Source organism: Ramlibacter alkalitolerans (genome assembly GCF_016722765.1).
Taxonomy (GTDB): domain Bacteria; phylum Pseudomonadota; class Gammaproteobacteria; order Burkholderiales; family Burkholderiaceae_C; genus Ramlibacter; species Ramlibacter alkalitolerans.
In genome coordinates this window covers 1-23,947 of the sequence record NZ_JAEQND010000016.1, presented here as the reverse complement: position 1 = coordinate 23,947, position 23,947 = coordinate 1, and the positions used below count along the sequence as shown (strand labels likewise).

Annotated in this window: 24 protein-coding genes and 1 pseudogene; 13 read left to right on the top strand and 12 right to left on the bottom strand. The window is 69.1% G+C overall.

Annotation, left to right across the window (positions count from 1 at the left end; translation table 11 throughout):
• The first annotated feature begins 22 nt into the window (after positions 1-22).
• Complete coding sequence (locus JI746_RS23890; protein WP_201692803.1) at positions 23-874, top strand: alpha/beta hydrolase; 852 nt, start codon at positions 23-25, stop codon at positions 872-874.
• Between the two features lie 140 nt (positions 875-1,014).
• Here the strand turns inward: JI746_RS23890 and JI746_RS23885 are convergent, their stop codons facing one another.
• Together JI746_RS23885 and JI746_RS23880 are read right to left on the bottom strand one after the other, a co-directional pair.
• Positions 1,015-1,992: a GMP reductase gene (locus JI746_RS23885; RefSeq protein ID WP_201692802.1), complete on the bottom strand. Its 978-nt coding sequence runs from the start codon at positions 1,990-1,992 to the stop codon at positions 1,015-1,017.
• Positions 1,993-2,130: 138 nt separating this feature from the next.
• Positions 2,131-2,790, bottom strand: coding sequence for a hypothetical protein (locus JI746_RS23880; RefSeq protein WP_201692801.1), 660 nt, complete (start codon positions 2,788-2,790; stop codon positions 2,131-2,133).
• Between the two features lie 58 nt (positions 2,791-2,848).
• Here JI746_RS23880 and JI746_RS23875 point away from each other — a divergent pair, with 58 nt between their 5' ends.
• Positions 2,849-5,218: a UvrD-helicase domain-containing protein gene (locus JI746_RS23875; RefSeq protein WP_201692800.1), complete on the top strand. Its 2,370-nt coding sequence runs from the start codon at positions 2,849-2,851 to the stop codon at positions 5,216-5,218.
• A 107-nt stretch (positions 5,219-5,325) separates the two neighbouring features.
• On the opposite strand, the gene JI746_RS23870 is transcribed toward JI746_RS23875, so the two are convergent.
• From JI746_RS23870 to JI746_RS23855, 4 genes are read right to left on the bottom strand one after another with little or no spacing between them, the layout of a single operon-like run.
• Positions 5,326-6,024 (bottom strand): FecR family protein, encoded by a 699-nt coding sequence (locus tag JI746_RS23870; protein WP_201692799.1) that lies wholly within the window; start codon positions 6,022-6,024, stop codon positions 5,326-5,328.
• Entirely contained in the window at positions 6,021-6,806 is a 786-nt protein-coding gene (locus JI746_RS23865; RefSeq protein WP_201692798.1) for a BPSS1780 family membrane protein, read from the bottom strand. Before JI746_RS23865 ends, JI746_RS23870 begins: the two co-directional genes overlap by 4 nt.
• Before the next feature lie 45 nt (positions 6,807-6,851).
• Positions 6,852-7,823 carry a homoserine kinase gene (locus JI746_RS23860; RefSeq protein WP_201692797.1) on the bottom strand — a complete coding sequence of 324 codons (972 nt, stop codon included), beginning with the start codon at positions 7,821-7,823 and terminating at the stop codon, positions 6,852-6,854.
• Between the two features lies 1 nt (position 7,824).
• Complete coding sequence (locus JI746_RS23855) at positions 7,825-8,133, bottom strand: hypothetical protein (RefSeq protein ID WP_201692796.1); 309 nt, start codon at positions 8,131-8,133, stop codon at positions 7,825-7,827.
• Between the two features lie 185 nt (positions 8,134-8,318).
• Between JI746_RS23855 and polA the strand changes: the two genes are divergently transcribed.
• A complete protein-coding gene (gene polA, locus JI746_RS23850; protein WP_201692795.1) occupies positions 8,319-11,147 on the top strand; it encodes a DNA polymerase I in 2,829 nt (942 codons plus the stop codon).
• Positions 11,148-11,374: 227 nt separating this feature from the next.
• On the opposite strand, the gene JI746_RS23845 is transcribed toward polA, so the two are convergent.
• Positions 11,375-11,950 carry a UbiX family flavin prenyltransferase gene (locus JI746_RS23845; RefSeq protein ID WP_201692794.1) on the bottom strand — a complete coding sequence of 192 codons (576 nt, stop codon included), beginning with the start codon at positions 11,948-11,950 and terminating at the stop codon, positions 11,375-11,377.
• Positions 11,951-12,148, bottom strand: coding sequence for a 4-oxalocrotonate tautomerase (locus tag JI746_RS23840; RefSeq protein WP_201692793.1), 198 nt, complete (start codon positions 12,146-12,148; stop codon positions 11,951-11,953).
• Between the two features lie 63 nt (positions 12,149-12,211).
• Between JI746_RS23840 and JI746_RS23835 the strand changes: the two are divergent.
• A pseudogene (locus tag JI746_RS23835) lies at positions 12,212-12,340 on the top strand (dienelactone hydrolase family protein); the annotation flags it as partial.
• A 116-nt stretch (positions 12,341-12,456) separates the two neighbouring features.
• The gene (locus JI746_RS23830; RefSeq protein WP_201692792.1) at positions 12,457-13,338 is read left to right on the top strand and encodes a ZIP family metal transporter; all 882 of its coding nucleotides are present in this window, start codon (positions 12,457-12,459) and stop codon (positions 13,336-13,338) included.
• Positions 13,339-13,350: 12 nt separating this feature from the next.
• Here JI746_RS23830 and JI746_RS23825 read toward each other — a convergent pair whose 3' ends face one another.
• Positions 13,351-13,695: a hypothetical protein gene (locus tag JI746_RS23825; RefSeq protein ID WP_201692791.1), complete on the bottom strand. Its 345-nt coding sequence runs from the start codon at positions 13,693-13,695 to the stop codon at positions 13,351-13,353.
• A gap of 267 nt (positions 13,696-13,962) precedes the next feature.
• Between JI746_RS23825 and JI746_RS23820 the strand changes: the two genes are divergently transcribed.
• The 3 genes from JI746_RS23820 to JI746_RS23810 all read left to right on the top strand — a co-directional run bounded on the left by JI746_RS23820 (position 13,963) and on the right by JI746_RS23810 (position 16,997).
• Positions 13,963-15,654 carry a hypothetical protein gene (locus tag JI746_RS23820; RefSeq protein WP_201692790.1) on the top strand — a complete coding sequence of 564 codons (1,692 nt, stop codon included), beginning with the start codon at positions 13,963-13,965 and terminating at the stop codon, positions 15,652-15,654.
• Positions 15,655-15,737: 83 nt separating this feature from the next.
• Positions 15,738-16,379: a DUF4142 domain-containing protein gene (locus tag JI746_RS23815; protein WP_201692789.1), complete on the top strand. Its 642-nt coding sequence runs from the start codon at positions 15,738-15,740 to the stop codon at positions 16,377-16,379.
• 42 nt (positions 16,380-16,421) lie between these two features.
• On the top strand, positions 16,422-16,997 hold the full coding sequence (locus JI746_RS23810; protein ID WP_201692788.1) for a DUF4142 domain-containing protein: 576 nt from the start codon (positions 16,422-16,424) through the stop codon (positions 16,995-16,997).
• Here JI746_RS23810 and JI746_RS23805 read toward each other — a convergent pair.
• On the bottom strand, positions 16,982-17,506 hold the full coding sequence (locus JI746_RS23805; protein ID WP_201692787.1) for a DUF4019 domain-containing protein: 525 nt from the start codon (positions 17,504-17,506) through the stop codon (positions 16,982-16,984). The genes JI746_RS23810 and JI746_RS23805 overlap by 16 nt on opposite strands.
• Before the next feature lie 80 nt (positions 17,507-17,586).
• Positions 17,587-18,498, bottom strand: a complete 912-nt coding sequence (locus tag JI746_RS23800; RefSeq protein WP_201692786.1) for a DUF72 domain-containing protein — start codon at positions 18,496-18,498, stop codon at positions 17,587-17,589.
• A gap of 77 nt (positions 18,499-18,575) precedes the next feature.
• Between JI746_RS23800 and JI746_RS23795 the strand changes: the two genes are divergently transcribed.
• On the top strand, positions 18,576-20,645 hold the full coding sequence (locus tag JI746_RS23795; RefSeq protein WP_201692785.1) for an ATP-dependent helicase: 2,070 nt from the start codon (positions 18,576-18,578) through the stop codon (positions 20,643-20,645).
• Between the two features lie 246 nt (positions 20,646-20,891).
• On the opposite strand, the gene JI746_RS23790 is transcribed toward JI746_RS23795, so the two are convergent.
• Entirely contained in the window at positions 20,892-21,185 is a 294-nt protein-coding gene (locus tag JI746_RS23790; RefSeq protein WP_236600087.1) for a hypothetical protein, read from the bottom strand.
• 94 nt (positions 21,186-21,279) lie between these two features.
• Between JI746_RS23790 and JI746_RS23785 the strand changes: the two genes are divergently transcribed.
• From JI746_RS23785 to JI746_RS23770, 4 genes are all read left to right on the top strand, one after another.
• Positions 21,280-21,450, top strand: a complete 171-nt coding sequence (locus JI746_RS23785) for a hypothetical protein (protein ID WP_201692783.1) — start codon at positions 21,280-21,282, stop codon at positions 21,448-21,450.
• 87 nt (positions 21,451-21,537) lie between these two features.
• Positions 21,538-22,242: a tyrosine-protein phosphatase gene (locus JI746_RS23780; protein WP_201692782.1), complete on the top strand. Its 705-nt coding sequence runs from the start codon at positions 21,538-21,540 to the stop codon at positions 22,240-22,242.
• Between the two features lie 164 nt (positions 22,243-22,406).
• Positions 22,407-22,913, top strand: coding sequence for a hypothetical protein (locus tag JI746_RS23775; protein ID WP_201692781.1), 507 nt, complete (start codon positions 22,407-22,409; stop codon positions 22,911-22,913).
• A 22-nt stretch (positions 22,914-22,935) separates the two neighbouring features.
• Entirely contained in the window at positions 22,936-23,754 is an 819-nt protein-coding gene (locus tag JI746_RS23770; protein ID WP_201692780.1) for an alpha/beta hydrolase, read from the top strand.
• Positions 23,755-23,947 lie beyond the last annotated feature (193 nt).

Sequence of the window (23,947 nt, the reverse complement as noted above, 5' to 3'; positions counted from 1 at the left end):
TGGGGTAAAAGGAGCAGTGGCTATGAACAGGGGTGACGGGGACTGGTGCGACCGGATGTACAACAACCGGGCGCTGGTGCCGGACCATGCGGACTACCTTGCCCGCTGGGCGGCAGAGTCGGGCAAGGCGCGCGGCGAGCTTCGGTGCGAGCTGGACATCGCGTATGGCACCGAGCCCGGCGAGACGCTCGACGTCTTCCCGGCGGAGCAGGGGGGCGGGCCGGTGCTGGTGTTCATCCACGGCGGCTACTGGCGCGCGCTGGACAAGAGCGACCATTCCTTCGTCGCTCCGGCCTTCACGCGGCACAACGCCTGCGTGGTGGTGCCGAACTACGCGCTGGCGCCGGCGGTCACGATTCCGCAGATCACGCTGCAGATGGCACGCGCCGTGGCCTGGACCTGGCGCAACGCGCGCCGCTTCGGCGGCGACCCGCGCCGGATCGTCGTGGCCGGCCATTCCGCGGGCGGGCACCTGGCGGCGATGCTGCTCACCTGCCTGTGGCCGCAGCTCGACGCGGGGCTGCCGCGCGATACCGTGCGCGGCGCGCTGTCGATTTCCGGCCTGCACGACCTCGAGCCGATCATGCACACGCCTTTCCTGCAGGGGACCCTGCAGCTCACGCCGGAGCAGGTGGAGCAGGCCAGCCCGGCGCGCCTGCCGGCGCCGCGCAGCGGCACGCTCTATTCGGTCGCGGGCGGCGACGAAAGCGCGGAGTTCCACCGCCAGAACCGCCTGATCCAGGAATCCTGGGGCGCCCGCCGCGTTCCGGTGTGCGAGGTGCTGCCGGCACTGCACCACTTCAGCGTGCTCGACGCCCTCGTCGAACCGAGCCACCGCCTGCACCAGCTGGCGCTGGACTTGCTGCGGGCCTGATCCACCTTCACTTCAACAGCCGGAACGCAGAAGCCGCAAAAGTTTCGCAAAAGCCGCAGAAGGACCCCCAGTGGACCCTTTTGCGGTTTTTGCGAACTTTTGCGGCTTCTGCGTTCGGCTGTCCGCATTCGCAGCGCGAATTACATCAGCAGGTGCTCGCCCGCGTTGTCGCCGCCCAGGATCACGTAGTTGACCTTGCGGATGTCCATCAGCTTGGTGCCGCCGGCGTAGCTGATCGAGCTCTGCAGGTCTTCTTCCATCTCGCGCAGGGTCTCGGGCAGCTTGCCCTTGACCGGCTCGAGGATGCGCTTGCCCTCGACGTGCTTGTATTCGCCCTTGTTGAAGTCCGAGGCGCTGCCGTAGTACTCCTTGTACAGGCGACCTTCCACTTCCACCGTGTCGCCGGGCGACTCCTCGTGGCCGGCCAGCATGGAGCCGACCATCACCAGGCTGGCGCCGAAACGGATGCTCTTGGCGATGTCGCCGTGCTCGCGGATGCCGCCGTCGGCAATGATCGGCTTGGTCGCCACGCGGGCGCACCACTTGAGCGCCGAGAGCTGCCAGCCGCCGGTGCCGAAGCCGGTCTTCATGCGCGTGATGCAGACCTTGCCCGGGCCGATGCCAACCTTGGTCGCGTCGGCGCCCCAGTTTTCCAGGTCGATCACCGCTTCCGGCGTGCCGACGTTGCCGGCGATCACGAAGGCCTGCGGCATCTTCTTCTTGATGTGGAAGATCATGTTCTTCACCGTGTCGGCGTGGCCGTGCGCGATGTCGATCGTGATGTATTCCGGCACCAGGCCCTCCGCGGCAAGGCGGTCTATGGTGTCGTAGTCCGGCTGCTTGACGCCCACGGAGATCGACGCGAAGGCGCCGGCCTCCTTCATCTTCCGGACGAACTGCAGGTTGTCCAGGTCGAAGCGGTGCATCACGTAGAAGTAGCCGTTGCGGGCCAGCCACAGGCAGATCTTCTCGTCGACCACGGTCTTCATGTTGGCCGGCACCACCGGCAGCTTGAAGCGGCGGCCGCCGAACTCGAGGGTCGGGTCGCATTCCGAGCGGCTTTCCACGCGGCACTTGCGGGGCAGCAGCAGCACTTTGTCGTAATCGAAGATTTCCATTCCAGGCTCCGGAGGTCTGTTGTCGAACAGGTGGACGCTTGGACTGTGGGGACCGGCTTGCCGCCGGGCGCGAGGGCCCCAGACGAAAAACCGGGCCACAAATGCTTGGGCCCGGTGATTGATTCTACGGCCGGGCAGTCATTCGTGGCACTCCGTCTGGGTGATAGCCCTGATGCGCCCTCGGCCATCCTGCAGTACCGAGACCAGCCGCACCCGGTCGGGACGGGTCGCCCGGGGCACCTGCATCGAGCGCGTCTCGGCCAGCGGGCCGGCGCCGCGGCGGGGCTTGGCCCAGGCGTCGGGCCGGAATACCTTGCGCACCAGGTTGCGGGCGACCGGCGAGCCCTCGGCGCCGGCCGGGATCTGTTCCACCAGCAGCAGCCAGGCGTGCCAGGCCTCGCTGCCCGGGGCCTGCAGTTCCATCGACACGCCGACGTAGTCGTTGAAGGCTTCGCCGTGGGCGATCCGCAGGCGGGCCGGCGTGCCCGCGCGGCGGCTGGTGACCGTCTCCATCGTGGCGGGGCTGCGGTGGTGCAGCCAGGCCAGGCGCTCCAGGGCGTCGTCGCTCGCCGGGCCGGCGACGGCAGGGCCACCGGCCTGGGCGCCCGGCACGATCCAGTCGAGCACCAGCGCATCGGCGGGTGCCCTGGCGGGCGACGGAGCGCGCCAGCACGCCAGGCAGTCGGCGCTGGTGAAGCGCTCGACCAGCGTGTGCACGGGCGGCACGTCGTCGCTGGTGCACAGCGCATGGGCGACGAGGGGAGCGGCAAGGAGGAGGGAGGTGAGGACGCGCAGCACAGCGGCTCAGATGCCGGCGCGGCCCGTTCGGTTCCCGGCCGGGTTCCTACAATGCTCCATGCATCCAGAAGTCACCGAGTCGCCGCTGCTCCAGCATCTCAACGACGAGCAGCGCGCGGCGGTCACCCTGCCCAACGCCCACGCGCTGATCCTGGCCGGCGCCGGATCGGGCAAGACGCGCGTCCTCACCACCCGCATCGCCTGGCTGCTGTCCACGGGGCAGATCGGGCCGGGCAACGTCATGGCCGTCACCTTCACCAACAAGGCGGCCAAGGAAATGATGACGCGGCTGGCGGCGATGCTGCCGGTCAACGTGCGCGGGATGTGGATCGGCACCTTCCACGGCCTGTGCAACCGCTTCCTGCGCGCCCACTACAAGCTGGCCGGCCTGCCGCAAGGCTTCCAGATCCTGGACACGCAGGACCAGCTCTCGGCCGTCAAGCGCCTGATGAAGCAGCACAACGTGGACGAGGAACGCTTCCCGGCCAAGGAGCTGCAGTGGTTCATCTCCGGCGCCAAGGAGGAGGGCCTGCGCCCCGGCGCGATGGAGGTGCGGACCGAGGAGGACCGCCGCAAGGTCGAGATCTTCCAGCTCTATGAGGAGCAGTGCCAGCGCGAAGGCGTGGTCGATTTCGCCGAGCTGATGCTGCGCAGCTACGAGCTGCTGCGCGACAACGACCCGATCCGCGAGCACTACCGCCGGCGCTTCCACCACATCCTGATCGACGAGTTCCAGGACACCAACAAGCTGCAGTACGCCTGGATCAAGATGTTCGCCGGGCCCGGCAACTCGGTCTTCGCGGTCGGCGACGACGACCAGAGCATCTATGCCTTCCGCGGCGCGCGGGTGGGCAACATGGCCGACTTCGTGCGCGAGTTCCAGGTCGGCCACCAGATCAAGCTGGAGCAGAACTACCGCAGCTTCAGCAACATCCTGGATTCGGCCAACGCGCTGATCGCGCACAACAAGACGCGCCTGGGCAAGAACCTGCGCACCGACCAGGGCCCGGGCGAGCCGGTGCGCATCTACGAAGCGCCGACCGACATGGCGGAGGCGCAGTGGCTGGTGGAGGAAGCGCGCCAGCTCGCGCGCGAGGGCATCCCGCGCCACGAGATCGCGATCCTCTACCGCAGCAACGCCCAGAGCCGGGTGATCGAAACCGGCCTGTTCAATGCGGCGGTGCCCTACCGGGTGTACGGCGGGCTGCGCTTCTTCGAGCGGGCCGAGATCAAGCATGCCCTGTCGTACCTGCGGCTGCTGGAGAACCCCAACGACGACACCAGCTTCCTGCGGGTGGTGAACTTCCCGGCCCGCGGCATCGGCGCCCGCTCGGTCGAACAGCTGCAGGACGCCGCCCGTGCCTCGGGCTCCTCGCTGCACGACGCGGTGCAGGCCACCACCGGCAAGGCCGGCGCCAACCTCGCCGCCTTCGTGGCGAAGATCGACGCCATGCGCGTGGAGACCGCGGGCCTCACGCTGCGCGAGATCATCGAGGTGATGCTGCAGCGGAGCGGCCTGATCGAGCACTACCGCGCCGAGCGCGACGGCGGCGACCGCATCGACAACCTGGAGGAACTGGTGAACGCGGCGGAGAGCTTCGTCACGCAGGAGGGCTTCGGCCGCGACGCGGTGGCGCTGCCGATCGACGAGCTCGGTGGCACCGTGCTGCGGCAGTCGCCGGCCAGCCAGGGGCTCGACCCGAGCCTGCCGGAGATCAACGAGCCGGCGCCCGACTACGTGCCGCCCGACGCCGAAACCGGCGAGACGCTGTCGCCGCTGGCGGCCTTCCTCACCCATGCCGCGCTCGAATCGGGCGACAACCAGGCGCAGGCCGGGCAGGACGCCGTGCAGCTCATGACGGTGCACTCGGCCAAGGGCCTGGAGTTCGATTGCGTGTTCGTCACCGGCCTGGAAGAAGGCCTGTTCCCGAGCGAGCGCTCGCTGGCCGACTACGACGGGCTGGAGGAAGAGCGCCGGCTGATGTACGTGGCGATCACGCGGGCGCGCAAGCGCCTGTACCTGAGCTACTCGCAGACCCGCCTGCTGCACGGGCAGACGCGCTACAACGTGCGCAGCCGCTTCTTCGACGAGTTGCCGGAGGGGGCGCTGAAGTGGCTGACGCCGAAGAACCAGAGTTTCGGCGGCTCCGCGTTCGGCTTCGGCATGGGCTATCCGACCTCGCGCGGATCTTCGGCCGGCACCAGCCGCGCCAGCGAGACCTTCGCCAGCCCGCCGGTGCCGGCGCAGAAGGCGGAACCGGCGCATGGCCTGCGCGCCGGCATGAAGGTGTTCCACGCCAAGTTCGGCGAGGGCACCGTGCTGACGCTGGAAGGCAGCGGCCAGGACGCGCGCGCCCAGATCAACTTCCCCCGCCATGGGCAGAAGTGGCTGGCGCTGGCGGTGGCGAAGCTGACGCCGGTGCCGTAAGACGGCCCCGTCATTCCCGCGAAGGCGGGAACCCAGGGCTCGCGATGTTCACGCGCCGCGCGCGTGCCCCGGATCCTCCCTGCGCGCCGCCTGCGCACGGATGACGGCTAACGCCCCGGTCCGATCGCCCCCGACCCGTCCCGATTCCCGCGCCGCCCTGCCACCTGCCACGCCGTGGGCTCCCCCACCAGCTGCGCCAGGAACTCCATTTCCTCGTCCGTGTGGGCCATCGCCCGCGCCGGCGTCAGCAGGCGGCCGTTCACCGGCGCCGGTTCGGCCCAGAACGACTGGTGGTACTCGGCCTTCGAGAGCGTGCGCTCGCGCCCCGTGGCCAGCTCGATGGCGCCGTAGCAGTTGCAGAAGTAGCTGCGCAGCTTCTCCTGCGGCCGCACTTCCACGTAGGTCCCGGTGCCGCGGACCGTGGCGCTGAGCGTGGGCGTGACGATCTGGCGCGCGTGCCCGGGGCCCCACACCGCCGCGACCGCCCCGGTCGCGACGTCCAGCAGGCTCACGGTGTGGAGCGTGTCGCCGCGCTCGATCTTCACCGCCGTGTTCTGCCGCAGCTGGAAGGCGGCGTTGCCGATCACGAAGACGACATGCGCGTCCGGGCCGGTCCGGACCGCGTCGCCGGTCTGGATGAACTGTTCCGGCCGCAGGCGCTGGCCATTGAGCAGCACGTCGCCGCGCAGTTCTACCACGTTGCCGCGCTGCTGCGCGAGTGCTGCCGCGAAGCCGCCGCCCGCCATCCAGGCGGCCGCCGCGCGCAGCACGCGGCGGCGGCGGAACCAAGGCAGGATCTCGTTCATGGTGCGCTCTCTCCTGGCGGGGCCGCCTCGATTTGCGGAAGGTCCTCGGCGTCGAAGCTGTCGCGGAAGGTGAAATACAGCGAGGTCGAGAACATCGCGACCAGCAGCAGCACCGTGGGGAGCATGACGCTGCGGGCCACCGCCACGCCGCCCAGCATCATGCCCACCGAGCTGAAGAGGAAGGCCACGATGACGAACACGCCCAGCCAGGTGGCCGCGTACATCAGCATCGCACCGAGGTTGCGAAAGCACGCGACCGCGCTGAAGAAGAGGCTCTTGACCGGGGCCACGCCATGCCAGTGCACCAGCGCCGGCGAATGCCAGAACAGGATGATCAGCGGCGTGTGCAGCACCAGGGCGACGAGCGAGCGCGCGTCCAGCGCCGGATTCTGGGTGTCGGCCGCGGCCGCGGGATTCGGCTCGCCCACCATGGCGCTGGCCAGCAGCGTGGCCAGCATCGAGCCCAGGGTGTAGATCACGCCCAGCACCAGCATCGCGCGGGCGCGCTGGCGGCCGGCGCGGAACGCGCTGATCAGGACCGAGGGCATGGGGAACCGGCCGCTCGCGGCCTCCGCCGTGGCGGCCATCAGCCCCAGGGTGGCGGCGGGCACCAGCATCGCGCCCAGGATCGTGCCCACGAAGGGCAGTTGCGACAGCACCAGCACCCCTGCCATGTACATGAAGAACAGGCCCGTGAGCGCCAGGGGCTGCCGCAGGAAGGTCCGTACCCCCAGCTTCACCCACACGAAGCCGGTGCGGGCGGGAACGATGTTGAGTTTCACGAAGGGAATTTAACGCAAGCCCCCGTCACCGCCGCTGCGCCTGCGTCAAAGGCTCGCCGCCGTCACGGGCTGCGCGATGCGTTCCCGCAGCACGCGCTCGAAGTGGCCCGGGTCGTGGGGCTTGAGCAGCGAGGCCTCGCGCGGCAGGTGGAAGTCCCACAGGCGGGAGATCCAGAAGCGCAGCGCGCCGGCGCGCAGCATGGCAGGCAGCAGCTGGCGCTCCGCCGCCGACAGGGGCCGCACCGCCGCATACGCCTGCACGAAGGCACTGGCGCGTTGCGCGTCGTGGCGGCCGGTCGGCAGGTCGATCGCCCAATCGTTGAGGCACACGGCCACGTCGAACAGCCAGCTGTCGACGCCGGCGAAATAGAAGTCGAAGAAGCCGGTGAGCTGGCCGTCCTCGAACATCACGTTGTCGCGGAACAGGTCGGCGTGCACCGGCCCGCGCGGCAGGGCCGTGCAGGCGGCACCGGCGGCGACGTGGTTCTGGTAGGCCAGCTCGCTGCGGATGAGGCTGGCCTGCGCTTCGTCCAGGAAAGGCAGCACCACCGGCACGGTCTCGTTCCACCAGGCCAGGCCGCGCAGGTTCGGCTGGCGGCGGTGGTAGTCGCGGCCGGCCAGGTGCATGCGGGCGAGCATGGCGCCGACCTGCGCGCAATGGTCCGGCCCGGGCGCGAGTTCGTGCCGGCCGGCCAGCTTGTTGACCAGCGCCGCCGGCTTGCCGCACAGCGTGTGCAGGATGTCGCCGTTGCGGTCGGCCTGCGGGTCGGGCACCGGGATGCCGTGCTGCGCCAGATGCTTCATCAGGTGCAGGTAGAACGGCAGCTGCTCGAAGGTGAGGCGCTCGAACAGCGTCAGCACGTACTCGCGCGCGCCGAACATGTCTTCGGCCGTGACGAAGTAGTTGGTGTTCTCGATGCCGCTCTGGATGCCGCGCAGCTCGCGCAGTTCGCCCAGCTTGAGTTCGCGCAGCAGCGCGCTGGCCTCGGCCTGCGAGACTTCGGTGAACACCGCCATGCTAGAACCCCAGCACGTTCCAGACGCGCTGCTTGCGGCCGGAAAAGCCTTCGCGGCTTTCCGAAGGCCGGCTGCGGCCCAGGTCGTCCGGCTGGATCTCGTAGGCCGGCACCTTGGCCTTGGGCTGCACGGTGATGTTCTGCGTCTGCCCGCCCACGCGCAGTTCGTCGATGCGGTTGCCGGCGTCCTCGATGCGGATGCGCTCGATCTTCTGGTTGCGCCGCGGTTCGAGGTCGGCCTCGCGCTCGATCGTGGCCTGCGCGAAGACGCAGGCGGGAAGCAGGGCCAGGAGGAAGAAGCTCGCGCGCATGAAGGGATTGTAGGCTGGCGGTGACGCGCGAAGCGCCGGAACCGTAGGCTGGTGGTGACGCGCGAAGCGCCGGAACCCCAGCGCTCGCTCGCTCGCCCGCTCGCCCGAAGCGCTGGGGTTCGCCCTTCGGGGCTCACCTCCAGCCTACGATGCCCATCGCCGCCCCGGGCACAATGCTCCCCGATATGAGCGACCCGGACGAAGTCCCCCAACCCCAACCCAAGGTGCTGCTGCTGGTCGACGGCTCCAGCTACCTCTATCGCGCGTTCCACGCGATGCCCGACCTGCGGGCCGTGCCCGGCGACCCGGCGAGCCCCGCCACCGGCGCGATCCGCGGCATGATCAACATGATGCAGAAGCTGCGCCGCGACGTGCGCGCGGACTACGCGGCCTGCGTGTTCGACGCCCCCGGCGGCACCTTCCGCGACGAGATCTATCCCGACTACAAGGCGACGCGCTCGCCCATGCCTTCCGACCTGCGCCTGCAGATCGATCCGATCCACGAGGTGGTGCAGCTGCTCGGATGGAAGGTGCTGAACGTGCCGGGCGTGGAGGCCGACGACGTGATCGGCACGCTGGCCTGCCTGGCCACACGCGCGGGTGTGCAGACCATCATCTCCAGCGGCGACAAGGACCTGTCGCAGCTCGTGAACGAGCACGTGGTCGTGATCGACACGATGAACGACAAGAAGCGCGACATCCAGGGCGTGGAGGCGGAATTCGGCATCCCGCCGCACCTGATGGTGGACTACCAGGCGCTGGTCGGCGACGCGGTCGACAACGTGCCCGGCGTCGACAAGGTGGGCCCGAAGACGGCGGTCAAGCTGCTGCAGGAATACGGCTCGCTCGACAACCTGATCGCCAACGCCGACAAGGTGAAGGGCGCCGTCGGCGAGAACCTGCGGCGCGCCCTCGAATGGCTGCCCAAGGGCCGCCAGCTGCTGACCATCCGCACCGACTGCGACCTGAAGGACCACATCCCCGGCATCCCGGACCTGCAGGACATCGTGATCGGCGGCCAGGACGTCGAGAAGCTCAAGGCCTTCTACGAGCGCTACGGCTTCAAGGGCCTGGCGCGCCAGCTCGAGACGCACGACGTGCCGCCGGAGCTGATCGAGGAGCATCGCTCCAGGAAGCGCGTCGGCCCCGGCGAGCGCCCGCCCGCCGGCGTCTACGAGGAGCCGGACCTCTCCGGCCTGTCGCAGGCCACCACGCTGCATTACGAGACGATCTTCACCTGGGAGCAGCTGGCACCCTGGCTGGAACGGATAGCGGCGGCATCGCTGGTGGCGCTGGACACCGAGACCGATTCGCTCGACGAGATGCGCGCCAACATCGTGGGCCTGTCCTTCAGCACCGAGCCGGGGCTGGCCTGCTACATCCCGCTGGCGCACGACTATCAGGGCGCGCCGGACCAGCTGCCGCGCGACGAGGTGCTGCAGCGCCTGAAGCCCTGGCTGGAAAACGGCGAGAAGCACAAGCTCGGGCAGCACGTGAAGTTCGACCGCCACGCCTTCGCCAACCACGGCGTCGAGGTGCGCGGCTACGTGCACGACACCATGCTGCAAAGCTACGTGCTCGAAGTGCACAAGCCGCACAGCCTGGCCAGCCTGGCCGAGCGCCACCTGGGACGCACCGGCATCGACTACGAGACCATCGCCGGCAAGGGCGCGCACCAGATCACCTTCAACCAGGTGCCGATCGACAAGGCGGCCGAATATTCCTGCGAGGACTCGGACCAGACCATCGACGTGCACCGCGCGCTGTGGACGAAGCTGGAGAAGGATTCGAAGCTGCGCTTCGTCTACGACCTCGAGATCGAGTGCAGCGAGGTGCTGTACCGCGTCGAGCGCAACGGCGTGCTGATCGACGCGCAGGCCCTCGCGCGCCAGAGCCAGGAACTCGGCCAGCGCATGATGCAGCTCGAACGCGAGGCGCACGAGCTCGCGGGCCAGCCCTTCAACCTGGGCAGCCCCAAGCAGATCGGCGAGATCCTGTTCACCAAGCAAGGCCTGCCGGTGGTGAAGAAGACGGCGAGCGGGGCACCGAGCACGGATGAAGAGGTGCTGGAGAAGCTGGCCGAAGACTATCCGCTGCCGGCGAAGATCCTCGAGCACCGCAGCCTGTCGAAGCTCAAGGGCACGTACACCGACACCTTGCCGCAGATGGTGCATCCGCGCACGGGGCGCGTGCACACGCACTACGCGCAGGCCGTCGCGGTGACCGGGCGCCTTTCCAGCAACGACCCGAACCTGCAGAACATCCCGATCCGCACCGCCGAAGGCCGGCGCGTGCGCGAGGCCTTCATCGCCTCGCCGGGCTGCCGCATCGCGAGCGCCGACTACAGCCAGATCGAGCTGCGCATCATGGCGCACATCAGCGAGGACGAGGCGCTGCTGCGCGCCTTCCGCGAAAAGCTCGACGTGCACCGCGCGACGGCCTCCGAGGTGTTCGGCGTGCCGCCCGACCAGGTCTCGAGCGAGCAGCGGCGCTATGCGAAGGTGATCAACTTCGGCCTGATCTACGGCATGAGCGCCTTCGGGCTGGCGCGCAACCTGAGCATCGAGACGGCGGCGGCCAAGAGCTACATCGACCGTTACTTCCAGCGCTATCCGGGCGTGAAGCAGTACATGGACGAGACGCGGCTGTCGGCTAAGAGCCGCGGCTACGTGGAAACGGTATTCGGCCGCCGCCTGTACCTGCCCGAGATCAATTCACCCAACGGTCCCCGCCGCGGCAGCGCGGAGCGCCAGGCGATCAACGCGCCCATGCAGGGCACGGCGGCGGACCTGATCAAGATGTCGATGATCGAGGTGCAGAAGGTGCTGGAGCGCGAGCAGCGCCGCACGAAGATGATCATGCAGGTGCACGACGAACTGGTGTTCGAAGTGCCCGAAGACGAAGTGGAGTGGCTCAGGACCGAGATCCCGCGCCTCATGGCGAGCGTCGCGGAACTGCGCGTCCCCTTGCTGGCCGAGATCGGCGTCGGGGCCAATTGGGAAGAGGCGCACTGAAGACCGGACAGCCGTAACGCACAAAGGTACTGAAAACCGAACAGCCTTAACGCAGAAGCCGCAAAAGCACGCAAAAGCCGCAAAAGAACAGCCATTGAAAGCTGTCTTTCTTTCCTTCCTTCGCTTTTTGCTTTTTGCTTTTTACTTTTCCCTTGTCCCCTTTTGCGGTTTTTGCGTAACCTTTGCGGCTTTTGCGTTCTGGTTGTCCGGCTGTTCCGGTCTTCCCCCTACCGCGGATCCCACCGCCGCACCGACGGCGACTCCAGGCCGAACAGGTCCAGCACGCGGCCCAGGGTCTGGTCGACCATTTCCTCCAGGGTCGCCGGCCTGGCGTAGAAGGCCGGCACGGGCGGGTAGACGATCGCGCCGGCTTCGGTCACCGCGGCCATGCTGCGCAGGTGGCCCAGGTGCAGCGGCGTCTCGCGCACCATCAGCACCAGCCGGCGCCGCTCCTTCAGGGCCACGTCGGCGGCGCGCGTGAGGAGCGAACTCGTCACGCCGGTCGCGATCTCGGACAGCGTCCTGATCGAACACGGCGCCACGACCATGCCCAGGGTTCGGAAGGAGCCGCTCGCGATCGACGCGCCTATGTCCGCCTGCGCGTAGCTGTGGTCCGCCATCGCCCTGAGTTCGTCGACGCCGACATCCGACTCGTGCCCCAGCGTGACTTGCGCCGAGTTGCTCAGCACCAGATGGCTCTCGACATCCAGCTGCCGCAGCATGGCCAGCAGCCGGAGGCCGTAGATGGAGCCCGAGGCGCCGCTGATGCCCACCACCAGGCGCGGCCGCGCGGAGGTGGCCACTCAGCCCTGCTTCTTCTTCTCGGACCAGAGCTCGCCGCCCGTGGCCCAGTCCGAAGGCTTGATGTCGTACAGCAGGATGTCCACCGATTCGGGCTTGCTGCCCAGCGTCTCGACGCAGGCCTGCGTGAGCGCCTTCACCAGGTTCTTCTTCTGCTCCGGGGTGCGGCCCTCGAACAGATCGACGCGGATCGTCGGCATGGGTTTCTCCTGAAAACGAAGCGCACATTGTGCAGCGGGTGGCCAGACTGCAGGACAGCGGCACCGCTGGACACGGTTGCTAAGATGAAGGCCTTGCTGGCGGAAGGATCGCCTGCCGCCAGCGCCTCGCAGATCGTCGTGTACCCGCACGCGCCGCGCGGCTTCCACGCCGACTATCGCCCCAGCTACGTGTAGCAGGCGGCGCAAGACGGATGGAAGCGGGCGCTGGAGGGGTTCAGGACGCACGGCGTGGGCTGAACCGAGAACAACGAAACCGCAGGCAGCCGCCCCGAGGGGCGGCTTTTCACGTGACCCTGATCGCCATCCTCTTCGCCACGCTCGCCGCCGGCATCGGCAGTGTCTGGCTGGCCGCCGCGCTGATGCGCCTCGGCTGGCTGCCCGGTGCCGGCCCGCAGGACCGCGGCCCGGCCGAACAGCATCTGCTGAGCCTGGCGGCCGGCGCGCTCATGGCCACGGCCTTCATGCACCTGCTGCCCGAAGCGCTCGAGAGCCGCCACGACGCCCAGGCCCTGTTCGGCACCTTGCTGGTGGGGCTGGTGTTCTTCTTCCTGCTGGACAAGGCGGAGCTCTGGCACCACGGCCACGAACATCACCATGGCGCCGACGAGGCGCACGAGCACGGGCCGGCGCACGGCCACGCGCATGCACATGGACATGGACATGCGCATGCAGGACACGGCCACGCGCACCGGCCCGCGGTGGCCGAGCCGACCGTGCGCTCAGGCGGATGGGCCGTGCTGACCGGCGACAGCGTCCATTGCTTCGGCGACGGCATCCTGATCGCCTCGGCCTTCGTCGCGGACGCGCGGCTCGGCCTGGTGGCGGCGCTGGCGGTGCTCGCGCACGAGGTGCCGCACCACATCGGCGATCTGGCCGTGCTGCGGCAGACGAGCAGCAGCCGCCGCGCGGCCCTGGTGAAGGTGTCGCTGGCGGGTGCGGTCACGCCGCTGGGGGGACTGGTGGGATGGTGGCTGGTCGACCGGCTGGTCGATTACCTGCCGTTCTTCCTGGTGGTCGCCAGCAGCAGCTTCATCTACGTGGCGCTGGCCGACCTGATCCCGCAACTGCAGAAGCGGCTCGGCGCGCGGGAAACGCTCGCGCAGATCGCCTGGCTGCTGGGCGGGATCGGCCTGGTCACGCTGGTGAGCGTGCTGGCGCACGCCCACTGAGCGTCATCGTCTTCAGTAGCGGCGCGGGTTGTTGGGCCGGCGGTCGAAGCGGTTCGGCACGCCGTCGTGGTCGCTGTCGCGCAAGCGGCGGTTGTAGTGGTGGCGATAGCCGCCGCCGTTGCTGTAGTAGATGTAGTTCGGCTGCGTGTAGACATACGGCTGCGTGTAGACGTAGCTCGGCTGGGTGTACACATAGCCCGGTTGCGTGTAGACGTAACCCGGCTGCACATAGCCGTACGGCGCGGGGGCGCCGATCGACAGGTTGATGGCCGTGCGCGCCTGCGCAGGCGCGGCGAACAGTGCGGCACCGGCCGCAATGGCGGCGGCGATGCCGAGGATGCGGGTCTTGCTTCCCATGAACGACTCTCCTTCAGGTCAATAGCCTTCATGTTGCGCCATGGATGTCAATGGCAACCGCCCGGCACGCAAAGCCTTGGTGAAGCTCGCTGCCGGTCGTTTCAAACCCGAACAGAAGTCCTACATCCGTGCGGATGTTGTCCGACAGGACCGTCAGCGCCGCAGTCCTAAGGTCGCACCCTGATGGAGGACGTGGGCCCTTCCGATGTTCCAGGCCGGGGAGTCCTTCGTCAGGCATCCACTGACAGCATCCAGAAGGAGAATGAGATGGCATCTCGTGACTACGAAGACCGCGACCGGCAGGGACGCTGGGGCAGCAGCGACCAGCAGCAGGATCGCGGCCAGGGCTCGGGCAGCGAATCCCGCGGTGGCTGGGGCAGCCAGCAGGGCGGCTACGGGTCGCAGGGTTCCCAAGGATCGCAAGGTTCCCAGGGCTCGCAAGCCTCGCAGGGCTACGGCGGGCAACGCTCGGGCTCCGGTTCCGAGTTCGGCTCCCAGCAATCCTCCGGATATGGCGGCTACGGCGGCGAAGGCCACGGCTATGGCCGCGGCGGCTCGGACTACGGGCAGGGCGGCGGCCAGCAGGGCGGCAGCTGGGGCCGCGGCGAAGGCAGCGAGTTCGGCGGCGGCCGCCATGCGGGCGGGATGCAGTCCTCCGGCTTCGGTGGCGGCGGTGGCAGCTATGGCCAGGGCGGGCAGGGCGGCTATGGCGGCGGTGGCGGCGGCTACGGCTATGGCGGCGGCAGCCAGGGCAACCAGGGCAACTACGGTGGCGGCCAGGGCAGCTGGGGTGGCCAGTCCGGCCAGACGGACTGGGGCCGCTACGGCGGGCAGCAAGGCAGCTGGAGCGGCGGCCAGGGCGGCGGCATGCACGGCAGCTACGGCCAGGGCAGCGGCATGGGTGGCAGCAGCTACGGCCAGATGAGCGGCGGCATGGGCAACCAGAGCAGCTACGGCCAGATGGGCGGCGGCACCTATGGCCAGGCCAGCGGCGGCTACGGCGGCAGCCAGGGCTATGGCCAGAGCGGCGGCGGCTACGGCAGCACCCAGGGCTGGCAGGGCGGCCAGGGCCACAACCAGCCCGGGTACGGCGGCCAGGGCAGCTACGGCAGCGGCGGCATGGGGCAGGGCAGCTACGGCAGCGGCCAGGGCTATGGCAGCCAGGGCTACGGCTCCGGCGGGCAGGGCTATGGCGGCGGCCAGTACGGCGGCGGCCAGGGCGGCGGCTACGGCAGCAGCCAGGGCAACTTCGGCGGTGGCGGCATGGGCAGCTACGGGCAGACCGGCTCCGGCGGCAGCCACACCCAGGGCGGCAGCTACGGCGGCGGCCAGGGCTATGGGCAGGGCGGCAGCTCCGGCCAGGGCAGCAGCTGGAGCGGCGGCCACGAAAGCGGCAGCGGCTACGGCAGCCAGGGCTCGAGCTGGAGCCAGGGCGGCAGCGGCCACCAGCACCACGACCCCGAGTACCACCAGTGGCGCGAAGAGCAGATCCGCAACCTCGACAACGACTACCAGTCGTGGCGGCAGGAACGCTATCGCAAGTTCAGCGACGAGTTCACCAACTGGCGCAACAGCCGCAGCGGCGGCCAGGGCCAGAACGACATGTCCGGTTCGGGCAGCGGCTCGTACGGCTCGCACGGCGGATCCAGCGGATCCGGCGGCATGGGCAGCAGTTCCGGCCAGGGCAGCTACGGCTCGACGGGCCAGAGCGGCTCGAGCAGCCTGCACGGCTCCAGCGGCATGGGCAGCTCGGGCAGCACGATGAGCGGCAGCAGCGGCACTTCGGGCAGCTCCGGCAGTTCCGGCAGCAGCATGAGCGGCACCAGCGCGAGCTCGGGCTCGACGGGGTCCGGCTCCAGCGGCAGCAGCGGTTCGAGCGGCAGCAGCGGCTCCAGCGGCAGCTCCGGTTCGGGCGGCAGCAGCTCGGGCTCGAGCGGCTCCGGCAGCACGCGCAAGTGAGCGCCTGAGGCAGGACCGGCGGCGCCGCATTGCGGCGCCGCCTTTTTTCGCGTTACCGATTCACGACACACAGGGAGCATCCGATGAAAACGACCCGCGTCCTCGCCCTGCCGGCCCTCCTGGCGCTGGCCCTCGGCCTCGGCGCCGCGCAGGCGCAGTCCACGCCCGGCACCGGCACCTCGGCCACCGGCGGCCAGGCCGCGCCCATGGCGCAACCCGGTACCGGGACGCGCAACCTGCCGGTCAAGGCCGACAAGGTCGCCCGCGGCGACCGCAAGTTCATCGAGGAGGCCGCGGGCAGCGGCATGTTCGAGGTGCAGATCGGCCAGCTCGCCGCCGCCAAGGCCAACGATGCCAACGTCAAGAGCTTCGCCAGCATGCTGGTCGACCAGCACACCGCGGCCAACAACGAGCTGATCAAGATCGCCAACGCCAAGGGCGTGGAACTGCCGGCCGCGCCCAAGCGTGCCTTGCGCCGCGACATCGAGAAACTCGGCAAGAAGAACGGCGACGAATTCGACCGCGACTTCGTGCGCAACGTCGGCATCAAGGCGCACGAGAAGGACATCAAGTTGTTCGAGAAGGCGAGGAAGGACGTGAAGGACGCCGACCTCAAGGCCTTCGTGGAGAAGACCCTGCCCGTGCTGCGGGAGCACCTCGCCGCGGCGGAAAAGCTGCCGCAATCGGGCAAGAATGCGGCTGCGATGGGAGCCGGCCAGCGCTGATCGGCCCCGCTCGCGCGTCCGGCGAGGAGGACAGGCATGCGCATGGCCAACTGGGTACTGGTGGCGGCGGCCGCACTGGCGGCCTTGCCCGCCGCGGGCACGCCGGCCCGCGCTCCCGCGTATGCCGCCTCCGCCGCCGCGGACGCCCGGCCGCTGCCGCCGGCGCAGCGCCTGGAGCGGCGCTTCCTGCAGATCAGCGCCTCGAACATGCGCTACCAGGCGGAGGCCGCGCACATCGCGCTCGCGCGCTCCAACAATCCGGCGGTGAAGGACCTTGCGAACAGCCTGATCGCGCGCCAGCAGACCGCGCAGCCCGAGCTGCTGCGGCTGCTGCACAAGCGCGGCATGGCCATGCCGCTGGCCACCAACGAGCACGCCAAGGTGCTCAAGCAGCTCGCCAGGCTCAATGGGGCGAAGTTCGACCGGCTCTATGTCGACGAGGTGGTGATCAAGTCCTACCAGGTCGACATCACGAACTACGAGCGCGTCGCGCTGCAGGCGGAGGACCCGGTGCTCAAGGCCTGGGTCGAGCGGCAGCTGCCGATGCTGCGCTTCCACTTCGACAAGGCCGGCAAGGCCCTGCCGAATGCGGCGCTCAAGCCTCAGCGCGCCGTGTAGCCCGTCACGCGCCAGCGGCCGTCCGGCTCGCGCACGGTCGTCACCGTTTCCTCGACCTTCGCCTTGTTGGCGAAGCGGCTGGTGAACAGGATGGTGACGTACTCGCCGTCGGGGCGGCCCGGCAGGGTCGTCTTGTAGGTGGCATCCACCGGCTGGCGCTCGACGAAGGCGCCCAGGGGATCGCGCAGCTTGGGGATGCCGTTCATCCAGGCCGGCAGCGGCACCGTCTGGCGGAACAGCTGGCTCGAAGCGTCCCAGGCCGTGCCCCAGTCCTTGCGATCGAGCAGCAGCAGCCACGCATGGGCGGCGGTCTGGCCGGCCCTTTCCTTGTCGGCATTCGCGCTCGGCGCCTGGGCGGCCGCGGGCGCGGCCGCGGACGGCGCGGCGGCGGCCGGCGGGGGCAGCAGCGACGGGCCCGCAGAGTACCCGGGCGAGGGCCTGAGTTGCGCCTGCGTGGCCAGGGCGACGAAGCACAGGCCCAGGGCCAGCACGGGGGAAACGAGGCGCATCGGGAAACTCCAGGCAGACACGGGATCGGTCTTCCGCAGTCTAGCGGCTGCCCGCGGCCGTTCTCCCCGCCGCACCGTTTTTACCCGGCATTTACCCGCAGCAGCCCGCGCATCAGCCGCGCGTTGACCTGCCCCTGGTCCTCGAAGTTGGTGTTGAAGATCACGTGCACCTGCCCGGCGAGCGTGCCCAGGTGCCGGATTTCCGGTGCCATGGCGGCCAGTTCGTCGGCGCTGTACCAGTAGTCGAAGCGGGCCGAGGAGGCGGCCAGGCCCTTCTTGTTCCAGGTCTCCTTGTTGCGCCCGTGCAGCCGCACGATGGCGAGCTTCGGGTTGGTGACGTCCCAGACGCAGGGAACGCAGTTGGCGAAGCCCTGCGGCGAATCGACCACCGTGTGCACGAGACCCAGCTCACGCTCCCAGGCGATGGTGCGCTCGAGGTGTTCGCCGTGGAACCAGGTGCCGTGCCGGAATTCCGCCGCCACCACGTGGCCCTGCATCTTCACGACGCAGTGCTCCACGTGCGCGATGCTCGCGCGGTTGCGCAGCAGCCAGGGCGCGAACTGGAACTGCACGGCGCCCAGCTTGCCGGCGTGCTTCAGCGGCGCCAGCGCCTCCATGAAGCGGCGCCACAGCTCGTCGCGGATCTCCGCCGGCAGCTTGTCGTAGTACACGGTGCGGCCGGCATCCTCGCCCAGCGCCTTCTGCAGGTCGCGCGGGAAGGTCGTGGGCAGCGTCTGGTGCCCGGTGAAGAGGCGGAAGGCCTTCACGTTGAAGACGAAATCCTGCGGCGTGCGTTCGGCCCACAGCTGCGCGGTCTGCGGCAGCGGCATCGCATAGAAGCTCGAATCCACCTCCACCAGCGGGAACTCCTGCGCGTAGAAGCGCAGCCGCTGTTCCGCCGTCCTGCAGGCGGGCGGATAGAAGCGGCCGCAGGCTATCAGCGTCTTGTCGGTCCAGGAGGCGGTGCCGACCAGGATGTTGGGCGGAGTCACTGGATTAATATACAGCGCGCTTCCGCCACGCTGGGGTTCGGCTTCGCGCACCACCAGCCTACCAACCGCCCGCCGCCATGCACGTCCCCGATCCGCTCGAATCCCTCAACCCGCAGCAGCGCGAAGCCGCCACCCATGGCACGGGAGACAGCGCCGGCGATACGCGCCCGCTGCTGGTGATCGCCGGGGCCGGCTCGGGCAAGACCAATACGCTGGCGCACCGCGTCGCCAACCTGGTGCGCCACGGCGCCGATCCGCAGCGCATGATGCTGCTCACGTTCAGCCGGCGCGCCGCGCAGGAAATGGAGCGGCGCGTCGGCGCCGTGCTGCAGAAGGCGCTGGGCCTCGCGGGCACGCAGGCGCTGCCGAACCTGCCCTGGAGCGGCACCTTCCATGGCATCGGCGCCCGCCTGCTGCGCGAGTACGCAGCGCGCATCGGCCTGGAGGAGAACTTCACCATCCATGACCGCGGCGACGCCGAGGACCTGATGGGAATGGTGCGGCACGAGATCGGCCTGTCCGACCAGAAGAAGCGCTTCCCCCTCAAGGGCACCTGCCTGGGCATCTATTCGCGCGTGCTCAACACGCGCGACCCGCTGGGCCTGGTGCTGCAGTCCGTGTACCCGTGGTGCACGCAATGGGAAGACGAACTGAAGAAGCTGTTCGGCGCCTACGTGGAGGCCAAGCAGCAGCAGAACGTGCTGGACTACGACGACCTGCTCGGTTTCTGGGCCGACATGATGGCCGAGACGACGCTGGCGCAGGAGATCGGCGCGCGCTTCGACCACGTGCTGGTCGACGAATACCAGGACACCAACCGGCTGCAGGCCGAGATCCTGCTCGGTCTCAAGCCCGACGGCCGGGGCGTCACCGTGGTCGTTGACGACGCCCAGAGCATCTATTCGTTCCGCGGTGCCACCGTGCGCAACATCCTGGACTTCCCGCACCGCTTCACGCAGCCGGCGCGCATCGTCACGCTGGAGCGCAACTACCGCAGCACGCAACCCATCCTGCAGGCCAGCAACGCCGTGATCGCGGCCGCGCGCGAGCGGCACGCCAAGGACCTGTTCACGGACAAGGCTTCGTCCCAGCGCGCGCAGCTCGTGCTGGTGCCCGACGAGGCGCAGCAGGCCCGCTGGGTGGCCGACCAGGTGCTGCGCCAGCGCGAGGCCGGCGCGCCGCTCAAGTCCCAGGCCGTGCTGTTCCGCGCCAGCCACCACAGCGCGCCGCTGGAGCTGGAGCTCGCGCGGCGCAACATTCCGTTCGTGAAGTTCGGCGGCCTCAAGTTTCTCGAGGCCTCGCACATCAAGGACCTGATGGCGGTGCTGCGTTTCGCGCAGAACCCGCGCGGGCGCATGGCCGGCTTTCGCGTCGCGCAGCTGGTGCCGGGCGTGGGCGCCGCCACGGCGACGCGCCTGCTCGATGCGATGGGCGAAGCCGGCGATCCGCATGCGGCCTTGCAGTCCTTCGAACCCCCCGCCGCGGCGCAGGAAGGCTGGAGCGAACTCGCCTCGCTGTACGCGAAGTTGAACGATGCGGAACTGGCCTGGCCGGCCGACATGGAACTCGCCAAATCCTGGTACCTCCCGGTGCTGGAGCGGCTGCACGACGACGCGCAGGTGCGCAAGCTCGATGTCGAACAGCTCGCGCGCCTGGCCGCCGGCTACGGCAGCCGGGAGCGCTTCCTGACCGAACTGACGCTCGATCCCCCCGAGGTGACCAGCGACCAGAGCGGCCCGCCGCTGCGCGACGAGGACTACCTCATCCTGTCCACCATCCACAGCGCCAAGGGCCAGGAATGGAAGGCGGTGCACGTGCTGAACGTGGTGGACGGCTGCATCCCCAGCGACATGGCGACGGGCACCACCGAGGAACTGGAGGAGGAACGGCGCCTGCTGTACGTCGCCATGACGCGCGCGAAGGAGCAGCTGCACCTGCTCGTGCCGCAGCGCTTCTACGTCTCGCAGCAGTCCGGCGGCGGCGACCGCCATGTCTATGCCGGCCGCTCGCGCTTCATCGCCGAGGGCATGGCGAAGCACTTCGAGCAGGTCGTGTGGCCGGAGGCCGCGGCGGCCCCCAGCGCCACGGTGAAACCGGCCTCGCCGGTGATGCAGGTGCGTGACCGCGCGCGCGCCGCCTGGCGCTGATCCGGCGCACGGAGTTCCCCTGCGCGGCCTGGAAAGGGCAGCGTCCTACACCTGCGGCAGCACTGCGACTACACCTTTCGACAGTGGGCTGCTTACAGTGCCCCCGTTGATGGCAACAAGCGGATCTGGTAGGGGCGAGGCGCGCGCGAACCCGCAGCCTTCGTCCATCGGGGTGGATCGCCGGCGGGCAGGGCGATTCCTACGCGGAAGCCATGTGCATACCGACAGGCTCCGCGTCTGGTCTGCCTAGATTGACCGGGAGGCCGAGCGGCAATCAGAAGTCGACGGCCGCAACAGCAACCCACCAAAGGAGCAAGCTATGGCATCGCGCAGTTCTTCCCCTTCCTCCTCGTCGAAATCGGGCTCGTCCTCCTCGCGCAGCAGCAGCGGCAGCAGCCGCGGATCGGCCTCCAGCGGCAAGAGCAGCAGCAGCAGCCGCAGCGGCGCGACCGCCAGCCGCAGCAGCAGCAGCAAGCCGAGCGCCGCCAAGGGCAGCCGCAGCACCGCTTCCAGCAGCCGCTCCTCCCGCAGCAGCAGCAAGTGACAGCCCGCCCGGCGTGGACCGGGATCCGATGAAAGTGAACCTGCCTGGCCGGCGCGAGCCGCCAGGCATTCCTGTCTGGAAGGAAGCACCATGAAATCGACCACTCCCTCCGGCGACGCGAAGTCGCGCAGCAGCGGCGTGAAGAAGGCGGGCAGCGCGCAGGCCGCGCAACGCAAGGGCGACAAGGCCAGTGCCGGCAAGGCGAGCAGCAAGCGCGCCAGCACCGGCGGCGAGAAGAAGAGCACGCCGTCCACGAAGTGAGCGGGGACCGGATGCCGCATAGCCGCTCGAAGTAGGGCTCGCGGGCAGCGCCTGCGCGATCCGGCGCTCTCGCCGACAATCGGGGGGATGCGTCTTGCCAGTCCCGCCAATTTCCGCCGGGTCGGCGTCCGCGAGCCGGGCGGCGCCCTGCGCCATCTCTATCGCTCCGACCACCTCGGCGCCCTCGACGAAGCCGATGCCCGCGAGATCGCCGCGCTCGGCATCTCGCGCGTGCTCGACTTCCGCGGCGTGCAGGAGCGCGCATCGGCGGCCTGCTGCGTGCCGGGTGTCACCGTTCACTCGCTGCCGATCGAGCCGACCATCGTGCAAACGCTCGGTGCGCTGCTCGCGGCCGGCCGGGCCCTGATGCCCGCCGACGTCACCGCCCATATGCAGGACACCTACCGCGGCTTCGTGCGCCACAACACGGCGCGCTTCGCGGAGTTCTTCGCCCACCTGCTGGCATCCGACGAACCCACGGTCTTCCACTGCACCGCGGGCAAGGACCGCACCGGATTCGCCGCCGCCCTGCTGCTCAAGGCGGTGGGCGCGAGCGACGACGAGGTGATGCACGACTACCTGCTCACCAACGAGCGGCTCGTGCTGCCGCAGGAGTCGCGCATGGGACTTTCGCGCGAGGCCATGGTGGTCTTGTGGCAGGTGCAGCCGGAATTCCTGCGGGCGGCCTTCGAGGAGGTGCAGCGCGCCTACGGCTCGCTGGAGGCGTACTTCCGCACCGGCCTGGCACTCGGTCCGCAGGAGCGCGAGCGCCTGGTGGCCCTGTATCGCTAGAACCGGCGGCCGGGTCCTGCCGTTTCCCCGCCCGGCGCCGCGCCAGCCTCCTACGCAATGCTTCGGGCAAACCCGACAGGTCTGCCGTGGGCAGATCGTCAACACTGGATGGCACGCAGGGCTGAAAGCCTGCCCATCGACCGACAGCAGCAAAGGAGTCCGCCATGCCCAACCAGGAACAATCCCGCGACGGGATGCCGCGCAAGGACCAGGACCGAGCTTCGCCGGACACCGGACGCAAGCTGACCGACGGGCAGGCTTCGGCGCGCGGCACCGGCGATGCGCCGGAGACCGGCGGCAGGATGGACGACCGACCGCGCGCCGGCGAAGAAAAGGGCATGCCGCTGACCAGCGAATCGCCCTCGGCACAGGATTACCGTGGTGACGGCCCCGGCAAGGTCGGCGTCACCAGCGACCGCCAGCCGGACCTGGTCGCCCCTTCGGGCGTGAACGAGCGCGATACCGGCGCGGCCGACGACCGCGCGTCCGCCGGCGGCACGCTGGACTTCGACGACGGGACCGACATGGTGCATCCGCGCGGCAAGGTGACCGGCGCCGGCCGCACCTGGGACGAGAAGAACCCGAGCGACGCCGGCGAACTCGGGGCGCCGAACGCCGGCCTGTCCGACCGCAACGGCCCGAGCGACCCCGATGCCAAACGTCGTCGCTAAGACCTTGCGCGGCGGAGGCAACATGGTTTACGCAATGTTCTCCGCCGCGGTGCTGCTGGCCATCGGCGCCATCTATGCCGGCGCAGTAGGGTGGCTCTACTTCCGCCAGGAACGGCTGCTGTTCGAGCCCGACAAGCTGGGGCCCGACGAGCCGATCTGCAACGACCCGGACACGTCCGAATTCTTCGTCGACGTGCCGGGGGCCCGCCTGTCGTGTGCGCACATGCGGCTGCCGGAGCCGCGCGGGGTGTTCTTCTTCCTGCACGGCAACTCCGGCAACCTGAAGAAGTGGTTCGTCGACCTGGAGGCGTTCCGCCAGGCCAACTTCGACGTCGTGATGTTCGACTACCGCGGCTTCGGCAAGAGCAGCGGCGAGATCGAGAGCGAGGAGCAATTGCGCGCGGACGTCGAAGCGGTGTGGAACCACGTCGCGCCGATGTACGCCGGCAAGCGGGTGGTGATCTCGGGCCAGTCGCTGGGCACCGGCCTGGCCGCGGGCCTTGCGGCGCGGCTTTGCTCCGACGGGCATGCGCCGGACCTCACGCTGCTCGTGTCTCCCTACAGCAGCATGCGGGCGCTGGCCGGCGAGCTGTATCCGTGGGTGCCCTTGCAGGTGCTGCGCTATCCGCTGCACACGCTGGAACACGCCGCCAAGCTGCTCGGGCCCGTGATGCTGATCCACGGCGAGAAGGACGAACTGATCCCGATCCACCACAGCGAACAGCTGGTGAGCGCGATGCGCTCGGCACACCTGGTGCGCGTGACCGGGGCGGGGCATGGGGATGTGCACCAGTTCCCGACGGTGAGGAAGGCGTTGATGTCGGCGCTGGGGAGGTTGTAGGAGCGGTTCGTTTGAATCCAGGGTGAGGCCCCGCGTTGCGGGGCTTTTCTTCGTCGGGAGCCCTGGGCCTCGGCGGTTTCAACCGGTCAATGCAACGGTGGCTGCCAGCCTTTCGGCTGGTGACTCGAATCCCAAAGTCTCTCTGGGACGTGTATTGAGCTTTCTGGCGACCTGGTCTAGCTGCTCCTGCGTG

Bases quoted from the DNA above. Each gene is read 5' to 3' on its own strand.
- JI746_RS23890 (WP_201692803.1), top strand. From the start codon at position 23: ATGAACAGGGGTGACGGGGACTGGTGCGACCGGATGTACAACAACCGG.
- JI746_RS23885 (WP_201692802.1), bottom strand. From the start codon at position 1,992: ATGGAAATCTTCGATTACGACAAAGTGCTGCTGCTGCCCCGCAAGTGC.
- JI746_RS23875 (WP_201692800.1), top strand. From the start codon at position 2,849: ATGCATCCAGAAGTCACCGAGTCGCCGCTGCTCCAGCATCTCAACGAC.
- JI746_RS23870 (WP_201692799.1), bottom strand. From the start codon at position 6,024: ATGAACGAGATCCTGCCTTGGTTCCGCCGCCGCCGCGTGCTGCGCGCG.
- JI746_RS23860 (WP_201692797.1), bottom strand. From the start codon at position 7,823: ATGGCGGTGTTCACCGAAGTCTCGCAGGCCGAGGCCAGCGCGCTGCTG.
- JI746_RS23855 (WP_201692796.1), bottom strand. From the start codon at position 8,133: ATGCGCGCGAGCTTCTTCCTCCTGGCCCTGCTTCCCGCCTGCGTCTTC.
- polA (WP_201692795.1), top strand. From the start codon at position 8,319: ATGAGCGACCCGGACGAAGTCCCCCAACCCCAACCCAAGGTGCTGCTG.
- JI746_RS23840 (WP_201692793.1), bottom strand. From the start codon at position 12,148: ATGCCGACGATCCGCGTCGATCTGTTCGAGGGCCGCACCCCGGAGCAG.
- JI746_RS23825 (WP_201692791.1), bottom strand. From the start codon at position 13,695: ATGGGAAGCAAGACCCGCATCCTCGGCATCGCCGCCGCCATTGCGGCC.
- JI746_RS23820 (WP_201692790.1), top strand. From the start codon at position 13,963: ATGGCATCTCGTGACTACGAAGACCGCGACCGGCAGGGACGCTGGGGC.
- JI746_RS23815 (WP_201692789.1), top strand. From the start codon at position 15,738: ATGAAAACGACCCGCGTCCTCGCCCTGCCGGCCCTCCTGGCGCTGGCC.
- JI746_RS23810 (WP_201692788.1), top strand. From the start codon at position 16,422: ATGGCCAACTGGGTACTGGTGGCGGCGGCCGCACTGGCGGCCTTGCCC.
- JI746_RS23805 (WP_201692787.1), bottom strand. From the start codon at position 17,506: ATGCGCCTCGTTTCCCCCGTGCTGGCCCTGGGCCTGTGCTTCGTCGCC.
- JI746_RS23795 (WP_201692785.1), top strand. From the start codon at position 18,576: ATGCACGTCCCCGATCCGCTCGAATCCCTCAACCCGCAGCAGCGCGAA.
- JI746_RS23785 (WP_201692783.1), top strand. From the start codon at position 21,280: ATGAAATCGACCACTCCCTCCGGCGACGCGAAGTCGCGCAGCAGCGGC.
- JI746_RS23780 (WP_201692782.1), top strand. From the start codon at position 21,538: ATGCGTCTTGCCAGTCCCGCCAATTTCCGCCGGGTCGGCGTCCGCGAG.
- JI746_RS23775 (WP_201692781.1), top strand. From the start codon at position 22,407: ATGCCCAACCAGGAACAATCCCGCGACGGGATGCCGCGCAAGGACCAG.
- JI746_RS23770 (WP_201692780.1), top strand. From the start codon at position 22,936: ATGGTTTACGCAATGTTCTCCGCCGCGGTGCTGCTGGCCATCGGCGCC.